We start from the raw sequence: 10,959 nt of genomic DNA, 5'->3' as shown, positions 1-10,959 counted from the left end.
GGTTGGCTTTGTTGATCACGGCTCCAATTGCCAACTCGACCTGACCATCCAGTTCAATTTCTATTTCTGGTGTTCCCTCTGGCACTTCACCTTCTGTAATGACGTTACCTGCACCTTTATGTGCATTGGCTGCCGCTTCTTCTCCGTGAAATCGTGCAACGATCTCACGTGCCAGCTCAATTTTGACATCACGCGGGTTTGCTCCTTGTTCTACCATTTCTTTTAAGCTGTCTATCTCTTTAATAGTCTTGAATGATAGTAGTTCATACCAGCGCCACATGAGTGAGTCTGGAATAGACACAATCTTTTGAAACATTGTGCCAGGGGCTTCGGTGATACCGACATAATTACCCAAAGACTTAGACATTTTCTTCACACCATCCAAGCCTTCTAATAATGGTGTCATGATCACGACTTGAGAGTCCTGCCCTTCCGCTTTTTGTAATTCACGCCCCATTAATAGGTTGAATTTCTGATCTGTTCCCCCTAACTCGACATCAGCTTCCAGTGCGACAGAGTCATAACCCTGTACTAATGGATAAAGAAATTCATGAATCGATATAGACTGGTTCGCTTTAAAGCGCTTCTTGAAGTCATCTCGTTCAAGCATGCGTGCCACACTTAATTTACCTGCCAACTTAATCATGAAGTCAGCACCTTTTTCATTAAACCATTCAGAGTTGAAACGTATTTCCGTTTTATCAGGGTCTAAGATTTTGAACACCTGCTCTTTATATGTCTTAGCATTTTCTTCAATTTCTTCAGGGGTCAGTGGTGGCCTAGTTGCACTTTTCCCAGTTGGATCGCCAATGAGTCCAGTGAAATCACCAATCAGAAAAATTACGGTATGTCCCATTTGCTGGAATTGACGTAGTTTGTTGATGAGGACAGTGTGACCTAAATGTAAATCAGGTGCTGTAGGATCAAACCCAGCTTTTATTCGCAGTGGTTTACCTGATGATAATTTTTCGACAAGCTCGCTTTCAACTAAAATTTCTTCCGCACCACGGCGAATTTCAAGCATCGCATCATCTACAGGCATCATTTAGATTACTCCAAGTTCTTGTGTTTTATGAGGTCGGCAATATTATCACAACATACATAAAATAAGGGGTTCCAATTCTGATCAAATATTGAGAGAATTGAGAGAATTTTTAATTTCACCAAGAGTTTGCATATGAAACGTAATAGACTTTTGAACTCCAGAGCTGAATCAAGACTGTTCTCAAGTGACAAAAAATTCCATGGCAAACGACATCACTTCATCACTTTATCCATAGCAAGCATCGTTGGCGTCTTCGTGACCAGTATGGTTCTTGCCACCAGCACCCCAGTAAATACAGATACCAAATCACAAACAATCAACTTGCCAGGCCAAATTGGTAACGAACGTATTGAAACGTCTGATTCCCTGACAGAGCAAACAACGCAAATCACCTTAGCCCCTCCAACGACAGAACTAAACAATAACCCTCAAACTGACTTAGTAGAGGTACCTGATTTAGAGAACAAACCTGTTACAGATCCTGCTGAGCTCGAGCGAATCGCACTTGAAATAGCTCATCTTTCTGAGCTAGACCAATCAAACGATGATAACGACATCGAAACTCCAGCGGATGAAACGCTCACTACTTCATCCATAGAATGGAAGCAGGTTACAGTTCAATCTGGAGACAACCTGTCACTGATTTTTCCTAAAGTTGGCTTGTCAGCTCGAGATGTTTTCAATGTCGCTCAGACAGGGAAAGCGGTAAAACCGCTATTAAACCTAAAACCAGGACAAGAAATTCGCTTTGGTCTGAGTACTGATAACGATGGCAATACAGAATTAAAACAGCTTGAACTTGTTTTCAGTCCCATTAAAACCTTGCAGCTAACAGTAACTGATGATGGATACAAAGCAGAAACACTGACCAAAGAAACGGAAAAACGTCAAAAACAAGTCTACGGAGAAATTGAATCTTCACTATTCGGCTCAGGTTTAAAAGCTGGTCTGTCAGACAAACTAGTGATGGAACTAGCACATATTTTTGGATGGGATATCGACTTTGCTTTAGATCTTCGTCAAGGTGACAGTTTTAAAGTCATTTTCGAAGAAGACTATCTTGAGGGACAAAAATTTGATGATGGCGATATATTAGCCGCTGAATTTACGAACAGAGGCACAACGTTTCGGGCTGTCCGTTATACAGATACAGAGGGTAATACTCACTACTACACCCCAAAAGGTGAGAGTATGAGAAAGACATTTACCCGAACTCCTGTTCATTTTAGTCGAATCAGTTCTTTGTTTAATCCTAATAGAAAACACCCTGTTCTAAAAACGAGTCGCCCTCATCGTGGTGTCGATTATGCGGCCCCGACCGGCACACCAATTTTGGCCACAGGCAATGGTAAAGTCGAATTTATTGGAAATAAAGGTGGCTATGGCCGTGTAATTATCTTGTCTCACGGTGGTAAATACACAACGCTTTATGCTCATATGTCGAAATTCAAATCAGGATTAAAACGTGGCCAACGAGTAAAGCAAGGACAAGTGATTGGTTACATTGGAATGAGTGGCTTGGCAACAGGACCCCATCTACATTATGAGTTCCGTATAAATGGTGTACATCACAACCCTCTTACGGTTGCTTTACCAAAGGCTGAGCCTCTTAATGCTAAGTATATGGCCGATTTTAAACAAAAGTCACAGACTCTACTTGTGCAGTTGGAATCTCTCAAGGTGCCTACACTGGCCATGAACCAACATTAAAATTCTATGAGCTTATATATTGGTGTTATGTCTGGCACCAGTCTTGATGGTATTGACGTATCGATCACAGACTTCAGTGATGATCAAATACAACTTGTTGCAGCGGAAACCTATCCGTTCAGTGAGCAATTAAGACGAGACCTTCATCAGCTAATCGCTACAGCGAGAACACATTTACATCAACTCGGACAGATTGATATCGCACTTGGTCATGCCTACAGTGAAGCAATCAACCAACTTCTTGATGAAACACAAATCCCGGCTAATCATATTGTCGCAATAGGCTGTCATGGACAAACTGTTTTTCACGCGCCTGATTGTCGATATCCATTTAGTATGCAGATTGGCAATGCCAATGTGATTGCTGAAAAAACAGGCATTACGACAATCACTGACTTCCGTCAGCGTGACATGGTTCTGGGTGGACAAGGTGCTCCCTTGGTACCCGCTTTTCATCAAGCTTTATTTCACTCTCATAATGAAAACAGAGTGATCGCCAATATTGGCGGTATTGGTAACATCACTATCCTGCCGAAAGATAAAAAAACCTAGTGTCCGGCTTTGATACGGGTCCCGGTAATGTTCTGATGGATGAGTGGTACCAACAACATCATCTCGATTTATATGATGCAAATGGTGATTGGGCTCGTGATGGCACTGTGGATGAGGAGTTACTTGATATCCTCATGATGGACAGTTTTTTTGGTCAAGCGATCCCCAAAAGCACTGGCAGGGAATATTTCAACCTGAAATGGCTAGCCAATATACTGACGCAGGTTGATAAAGCGATTCCCGCTAAAGATATTCAGAAAACATTATTGGAAATGACGGCACGTTCAATTACAGACGCTATAACTACCTATACGGAAGACACAGATGCCGTCTATGTTTGTGGCGGCGGTTCGCATAACGAAGTTTTGATGAATGCCTTGAGAAAACACTTGCCTGGTATCAGCGTAGAGACAACGTCAAAACTAGGGCTTGCGCCTGATTGGGTTGAGGCTTGTGCCTTCTCATGGCTGGCCATGCGAACATTAGCTCACCAAGCTGGCAATCTTCCAGCCGTCACCGGCGCACGTAAGCCAAGCATACTAGGTGCTATTTATCCATCCAACATCAATTCATAGTCCATATAAGTCATAAATTGTTGTTCAAGCTTTACTTGTTTATCTATTCGTAGTTGGCATATCCAACCATTACCAAATGGATCATGATTGATCAGGTTTGGCGTTTCATTCAGAGATAAGTTTAGTTTGGTAACCATGCCAGTGAAGGGCGACAAGAACTCCGTTGCTGACTTCAAAGACTCAATCACAAATAATCTCTCAGCCTCATTGTATGTTTTGTTAGTTGTAGGCATTTGTATATGAGTAATATCACCCAGTAAATCCTGATAAAACTCAGTGATTCCTAACGTTATTTCATCAGGGTCGAGTGTATTATCAATCCAAATATGCTGGGAGGTATAAAACCGTTTCAACTGATGGTTGTCGCTAGCATCTGCCATACAAAATATTCAATGCTTTCAACTTATTTGCATTATCTGAATTAAACATATCCCAGTTAAACTGCCATAACCAATTGCCTTCTATGGTTCCAGGAACATTCATACGGTGTTTACCATCAAGTGATAACACATCCTGCAAAGGTAGAACCGCTAGTTCGGATACCGACCTCAGGGCAGATCGAATGAATAACCAAGGCATTGATTCTGCTGTCTCGCCAAAATAAGCATGCACATGTTTTTTTGTGTGTTCATCAAGCTGATGATACCAACCCAGCGTTGTATTATTATCATGCGTGCCTGTATAGGTAACACTATCTTCACACTGATGATGAGGTAAATAGGGGTTTGAAGCATCACCCCCGAAAGCAAATTGGAGAATTTTCATACCTGGCATACCATATCTCTCACGCAGCTGGGTCACTTCATCAGTAATAATGCCCAAATCTTCAGCAACCAGTGGTAGTTCACCAAAATAAGCTAATAAGGAATCGAATAGCTGTTCACCAGGCGCAGGCTTCCACTCCCCATCTATAGCCGTTTCACAACTCGCAGGAATTTCCCAGCAGGATTCGAATCCACGGAAATGATCAATACGTATCAGATCAAATAACTGAAGTTGTGTTTTTAATCGTCGTTTCCACCAATCAAAATCTTGTTGAATATGGTTCTGCCATTCATACAAAGGGTTACCCCATCGCTGTCCTGTCTCAGAAAAATAATCTGGCGGAACGCCAGCAACACGTGTTGCCACTCCTTGCGAATCAAGTGTAAATAAGTTTGGTTCAGCCCAGACATCAGCACTGTCGTGAGCGACAAAAATGGGCATGTCCCCAAATAGCTTCACTCCATTTGCATTAGCGTATTGGCGTAACTGCCCCCACTGACAGAAAAAAATATATTGTTCAAACCGACGAATCATTAAAGCTTCGTCACGTTCTGTTTTGATTTTATTTATGGCGTCAGGTTGTCTGTCTCTCAGCTCAACTGGCCAGTCGAACCATGCTCGTGCTTGATTAAGATGGCGAATTTCACGGAATAGTACGTAGTCATCCAGCCAAAATTGCTGCTCCTGACAAAATTCATTAAATAATTGTTTATCAGCCTCAGTCGCATTTTTTATGAACTGTCGGTATGCAGTCGCCATCAGTCGGGACATCTTCGTGTCGTTTAGCTTAGCGGGTTCTGCCCAGGCTTGTGATTTGAGTATGTCGCGTGAAATAAACCGGTTGTTGCCCGCATGAGCAGAAAGACATTGATAGGGTGAACCATCTTCATGGGTAGGTCCGAGAGGTAGCATTTGCCAGACGGTAGAACCCGAAGCACACAAGAAGTCTATGAACTTAAAGGCATCAGTGCCTAAATTTCCCGATGGCAGGCTCGTTATGTGTAAGAGAATACCGCTTCGTCGTTTATTAAATACTTTTGCTTGAGCCACTATTTAGCTTCCACGTCGCATGGTACCGCCCTGCTCTGCGCCGACGCCACCTTGAGAAACAACTTCCGAAAGTTTCTGGGGAACAACTTCACCCAGCATCTGATAAAGATTCGATAAGTGGAGACGATATAAACGTTCGAAATCACTGACACTGTCAGCAGAATTATAGTCACCAAACCACCAGAACCAATCCGATCCTTCACAGATAGCTAACTGTCGCTCTAACGCCAACTTCATTTCAGGTTCAAAGGTTTCATTATTCAGCACTTTATCAAATGTTTTTTTTGCATCACTGAGTAGGTCCCAAGCTCGGTTTTTATCCTTGTCACCAATCCAAGTGGAATAGGTTCCATATACCCAGCTACCGCCCATCATTTTGGGAAGCTCAGCTGCTTGAACACCATTTTCAAGACACTCACTAAAGGTAGTAAGTTCAATATCGGGATGCTCAGACAAGTTTCGATAAAGACTCTGTAAAAAGTAGTAGCCATTGTAGGAGTAGTACTCCCAGGCGTTTTCACCATCAAGAATCACAGAAACAACCCTATCGTCATCCCCTTCTGTGTTCGCTTTTATGTTTTGAATGTGATGAATAAAGTCATTGACTGCATCATCTGCGCCCCATTTTGTATAGGTAAAGCCAATCATGTCTGATAAGCCATCATCTCTATAAAAACATACAGGTGATGTGCCGGGTAGCTTGTATGGTTTATGTATACTGGCATCAGCCATACCAGAGAGCTTTAAACTGTTACGAAGCACATTTTCACCCGTTGCAGCCCAACTAAATCCATGTTTTGCAATTAAGGTTAATGTGTCTTCAGATACGGCGCCTTCTGATGGCCAACACCCTTTTGGTTTAAATCCAAAGAAAGACTCAAAGACTCTCACCCCCTCATCCATATGCCAATGTGCGCGTTGCTCACCTCCAGGGTAGTGTGTCTCTAGAGGAAGATCAGCATCGGGCATGGCTTCATGCGTTGAGTTCATATCCAGTAAAAGAGGGATAATAGGATGAGCATAAGGTGTGACAGATAATTCAACGCGCCCGGTTTCTGCTAGACGACGATAACGCGGAAGCAAATCTTTTAAGAGCTCACCAATCACTATCATCAACTGCCGCCTATCATGAAATGTATAATGACGACCTTTTTTCATCAATGCCTGAATACGAACATCGCTTCGTCTAACTGATTCAGCCATCCAAACCAAGTGATACCAGACCAGCATATCAATCATAAACTGATCATTCACATAGTTAAGACGCTCTGGGTCATTCATCAACCAACGAGCCATTTTGACTAACTTGGCAAAATGTGGAAATGGTTGAATCAGTTTTTCCTCGTTAGCGCGTAAGCATGCATTAATCAATGTCTTACGCTCCTCGGCATGCACCGGCTGAACAGGAGAATCTAATGCGATGAGTAATGGATCTTTCAGCCGCCCCGTACCTTTGAAGCGTCCCTGTAACTGTTCATCATAATCGGCAAGTTGCTCCAGTAACGTCGGGGCAAAGTTCACCACGGCTTTCGCACCAGGCACATTTTCTAGATGCCATGCCATATCAACATAGTCTTTAATAGCATGAAGATACGTCCAAGGTAGCTGATACATGCCACCCATAGGCTCGCTATATTGTGGCTGGTGCATGTGCCAGCATAGTACGACTTTAATTTTATCTGACATAACGATAATTTTGTCCTAGCATTTCTGGCGTGACTAAAACCACACCATTAGGAGAGACATAATAACGTTTTGCATCTTGTTCCAAGTCCACACCGATAACTGTACCTTCTGGTATAACACAGCCTTTATCGATGACCACTCGTTTCAAAACAGAATGTCGGCCGATGGTCACATCCGGCAAGATAACGCTATCTTCAACTAATGAATAACTGTGAACTTCAACGTTCGAGAACAACACAGAGTGTCGAACGGTAGAGCCGGAGATGATACATCCACCTGACACCATCGAATCTACGGCCATCCCTCTTCTGTCATCATCATCGAAAACAAATTTTGCCGGCGGCTGTTGTGCTTGATGTGTCCATATAGGCCAATCATCATCATACAAGTTCAATTCAGGTGTAACACCAATCAATTCGAGATTGGCTGACCAAAAAGCATCAATAGTACCCACATCACGCCAATAGCCCGGGTCATTTCCCTGAACATCTTTGTATGGGAAAGCAACGACTTTATAATTTTTAATCAAGTTAGGAATAATGTCATGACCAAAGTCGTGACTAGAAGTGCGAGTATCAGCATCTTTAATTAGCTGCTCGTACAAGAATGCCGCGTTAAAAACATAAATCCCCATGGATGCAAGCGCTACATCCTCTCGGCCAATAATGGGAGTCGGCTCATCAGGTTTTTCATTAAACGCAACAATACGTCTATTTGCATCGACCGACATGACACCTAAGGACTTGGCTTCTTCGATAGGTACCTCTATACAGCCAATCGTCATATCAGCATTCTGAGCGACATGCTCAGCTAGCATATCACCATAATCCATTTTGTAGATATGATCGCCTGCTAAAATCAATACATATTCCGGACCGTGGTTTCTTAAAATATCTATATTTTGATATACAGCATCAGCTGTACCCGCATACCAGCCTCTTTCATTTCGTTGTGACGCGGGTAATAACTCCACAAACTCTCCCAGCGCACCTCGCATAAATCCCCATCCTTGCTGGACATGTCTGATTAATGAGTGAGCCTTGTACTGAGTCAGTATGCCTACACGTCTGATGCCTGAGTTAACGCAATTAGACAAAGGAAAATCGATAATTCTGAACTTCCCTCCAAAAGGAACTGCGGGTTTAGCACGCCAGTCTGTCAGTTGTTTAAGCCTCGAACCACGACCGCCGGCTAAAATTAATGCCAAGGTATCTCGTGTAAGACGACTGACAAAACGGGTACTATTGTTTTCACTCATAGATGAATTCTCCGGCAAAAAACCTATTATTTGTGCTGTAATATTGTTAGCCTGCCACAAGCGAGCTACATACAGCAATTAAAATTTACAGGACATTATGACGATGATTTTTGACAACAATTTGAATGAAGACATCATTAAAATTATAGAAGCACGTCATCATGATCCTTTCAGTGTTCTAGGGCTCCATCAAAACGCCGGGCAAGCCGAAATCCGTGCCTTTTTGCCTGATACAGACAAGGCATTTATAGATGGCGAATTACCCATGCAACGTGTTGAAGGAAGTGACTTTTTCTTATGGAAAGGTCCACAGGAAACGATTAAATGGCCCTATAAAATTCACCGTCACCGCCATAATGGTGAGCAAGTCGCATATCATGATCCCTACAGCATCATGCCTCAAATATCAGATTATGACCTTCACCTTTTTGCAGAAGGTAAGCACTGGCATGCTTATAAAATTCTAGGTGCGCACTATTATGAAATAGAAGGAATCAGAGGCACCTTATTTGCAACATGGGCGCCCGGCGCAGAACGTGTCAGTGTGGTTGGTAATTTCAATCAGTGGGATGGTCGACGTCATCCAATGCGAGTCAGAGGCGCCACTGGCGTATGGGAACTGTTCATTCCCGAGCTGATGCCAGGTGAGTTATATAAGTTCGAAATTCGTAGCCGTCAAGGAGGCTCTTTACATCTTAAGATGGATCCTTACGGACAACAATGTGAGCTAAGACCTGGAACAGCCTCAATCGTAAGCACACCAACCACTCACCAATGGATGGATGAAGAATGGCTGACCACCCGTGAACGAAGTAATTGGCTGCACACGCCGCATTCTGTCTACGAAGTGCATCTTGGTTCCTGGAAGCGTCATCAGGATGGGCGATTTTATAATTACCGTGAACTTGCCGATGAACTCGTTCCCTACGTGAATGAGATGGGTTTTACTCATATTGAATTACTACCGATTACAGAGCACCCTCTCGATATTTCATGGGGCTATCAAACCACAGGCTATTTTGCACCTACCAGCCGTTTTGGTAAGCCTGATGACTTCCGGTATTTCGTTGACCAGTGTCACCAGCACGATATCGGTGTGATCTTAGACTGGGTACCGGGCCACTTTCCTAAAGACGCACACGGGCTTGCCAAATTTGATGGAACAGCCCTTTATGAACACGCGGATCCGAGGCGTGGTGAACATCAAGACTGGGGCACACTTATCTTCAATTACGGAAGAAAAGAAGTCTTTAACTTCCTTTTATCCAGTGCTTTTTATTGGCTGGAAGAGTTTCATATCGATGGGTTACGCGTCGATGCCGTCGCCTCAATGCTTTACCTCGATTACTCAAGAAAAGAAGGAGAATGGTTACCTAATCAATATGGTGGCCGTGAAAACCTTGAAGTTATCGAGTTTTTCAAACATGTGAATAGCGTACTACACAGTGAACATCCTGGCTGTATTATCACGGCAGAAGAGTCAACCTCATACCCAATGATTTCACGGCCAACAGATATTGGTGGTTTAGGTTTCTCAATGAAATGGAACATGGGCTGGATGCACGATATTTTGGAGTATATGCAACAAGATCCGATACATCGCCGCTATCATCATGACGATCTGACATTTGGCCTCTTGTATGCTTTTACAGAAAACTTTGTACTGCCCTTCTCACATGATGAGGTAGTTCATGGCAAGCGTCCAATGATATACAAAATGCCGGGCGATGAATGGCAGCGATTTGCCAATCTGCGACTGCTTTATACCTTTATGTTTAGTTACCCAGGTAAGAAACTGCTGTTTATGGGATGTGAATTTGGTCAAGGCAGTGAATGGAATTGTGAAAAAGATTTAGACTGGTATGTACTGGACTACCCTGTGCATCAAGGGCTAAAAAAATTAGTCGCCGACCTCAATACCACCTATAAAAGTCAACCCGCTTTGTATAAGCACGAATTCGAGCCACAAGGTTTTGAATGGATTGACTGCAATGATAGAGAACATTCGATTTTAAGTTATCTACGCAAAAATGATGAAGAATTTATCATTGCAATATTTAACTTTACGCCAGTCCCCCGAGATAATTATAGACTCGGCGTGCCTGAGCTTGGAGAGTATGAAATTATTATCAATTCAGACTCAGAGTACTACGCAGGAAGTAATTATCATAACCCCAGTATTATCTCAGCTGAACAAACGGCTTGGTCAGATAGGCCTTATTCAATTCAGCTGAATTTACCACCACTTTCTGGGCTAATATTACAGAAGAAACATTAATAAATTTGAACAGGAATGATTCCCCCTGAGTTCTCAGGGG

Annotated in this window: 9 protein-coding genes (1 of these 9 cut by a window edge); 4 read left to right on the top strand and 5 right to left on the bottom strand. The window is 42.9% G+C overall.

Going from position 1 to position 10,959, the window contains the following annotated elements; all coding sequences use genetic code 11:
* A protein-coding gene (tyrS, locus tag QUE24_RS13135) for a tyrosine--tRNA ligase (protein ID WP_286304263.1) crosses the window boundary here: on the bottom strand, positions 1-1,045 show its 5' portion. Its footprint begins 152 nt before the window's first position; only the first 1,045 of its 1,197 coding nucleotides appear in the window; its start codon is at positions 1,043-1,045; the stop codon falls past the left edge of the window.
* Between the two features lie 132 nt (positions 1,046-1,177).
* Here tyrS and QUE24_RS13130 point away from each other — a divergent pair, with 132 nt between their 5' ends.
* The 3 genes from QUE24_RS13130 to QUE24_RS13120 are packed head-to-tail and all read left to right on the top strand — an operon-like array spanning position 1,178 to position 3,882.
* Complete coding sequence (locus QUE24_RS13130; protein WP_286304262.1) at positions 1,178-2,755, top strand: OapA family protein; 1,578 nt, start codon at positions 1,178-1,180, stop codon at positions 2,753-2,755.
* A 6-nt stretch (positions 2,756-2,761) separates the two neighbouring features.
* On the top strand, positions 2,762-3,307 hold the full coding sequence (locus QUE24_RS13125) for an anhydro-N-acetylmuramic acid kinase (protein WP_286304261.1): 546 nt from the start codon (positions 2,762-2,764) through the stop codon (positions 3,305-3,307).
* Positions 3,307-3,882, top strand: a complete 576-nt coding sequence (locus tag QUE24_RS13120) for an anhydro-N-acetylmuramic acid kinase (protein WP_286304260.1) — start codon at positions 3,307-3,309, stop codon at positions 3,880-3,882. Before QUE24_RS13125 ends, QUE24_RS13120 begins: the two co-directional genes overlap by 1 nt.
* Here the strand turns inward: QUE24_RS13120 and QUE24_RS13115 are convergent.
* Genes QUE24_RS13115 through glgC form a run of 4 tightly spaced genes read right to left on the bottom strand, consistent with a single transcriptional unit; the run spans position 3,858 to position 8,641 of the window.
* Complete coding sequence (locus QUE24_RS13115; RefSeq protein ID WP_286304259.1) at positions 3,858-4,262, bottom strand: glycine cleavage system protein H; 405 nt, start codon at positions 4,260-4,262, stop codon at positions 3,858-3,860. The genes QUE24_RS13120 and QUE24_RS13115 overlap by 25 nt on opposite strands.
* Complete coding sequence (malQ, locus tag QUE24_RS13110) at positions 4,249-5,697, bottom strand: 4-alpha-glucanotransferase (RefSeq protein ID WP_286304258.1); 1,449 nt, start codon at positions 5,695-5,697, stop codon at positions 4,249-4,251. Before malQ ends, QUE24_RS13115 begins: the two co-directional genes overlap by 14 nt.
* Before the next feature lie 3 nt (positions 5,698-5,700).
* Positions 5,701-7,383 carry a glycoside hydrolase family 57 protein gene (locus tag QUE24_RS13105; RefSeq protein ID WP_286304257.1) on the bottom strand — a complete coding sequence of 561 codons (1,683 nt, stop codon included), beginning with the start codon at positions 7,381-7,383 and terminating at the stop codon, positions 5,701-5,703.
* The gene (glgC, locus tag QUE24_RS13100) at positions 7,373-8,641 is read right to left on the bottom strand and encodes a glucose-1-phosphate adenylyltransferase (protein WP_286304256.1); all 1,269 of its coding nucleotides are present in this window, start codon (positions 8,639-8,641) and stop codon (positions 7,373-7,375) included. Before glgC ends, QUE24_RS13105 begins: the two co-directional genes overlap by 11 nt.
* Before the next feature lie 97 nt (positions 8,642-8,738).
* Between glgC and glgB the strand changes: the two genes are divergently transcribed.
* Positions 8,739-10,919: a 1,4-alpha-glucan branching protein GlgB gene (gene glgB, locus QUE24_RS13095; protein WP_286304255.1), complete on the top strand. Its 2,181-nt coding sequence runs from the start codon at positions 8,739-8,741 to the stop codon at positions 10,917-10,919.
* The last annotated feature ends 40 nt before the right edge of the window (positions 10,920-10,959 follow it).

Source organism: Methylophaga marina, assembly GCF_030296755.1.
Classification (GTDB): domain Bacteria; phylum Pseudomonadota; class Gammaproteobacteria; order Nitrosococcales; family Methylophagaceae; genus Methylophaga; species Methylophaga marina.
The sequence above is the reverse complement of the archived record's forward strand: the minus strand, read 5'-3'. Positions and strand labels throughout refer to the sequence as shown.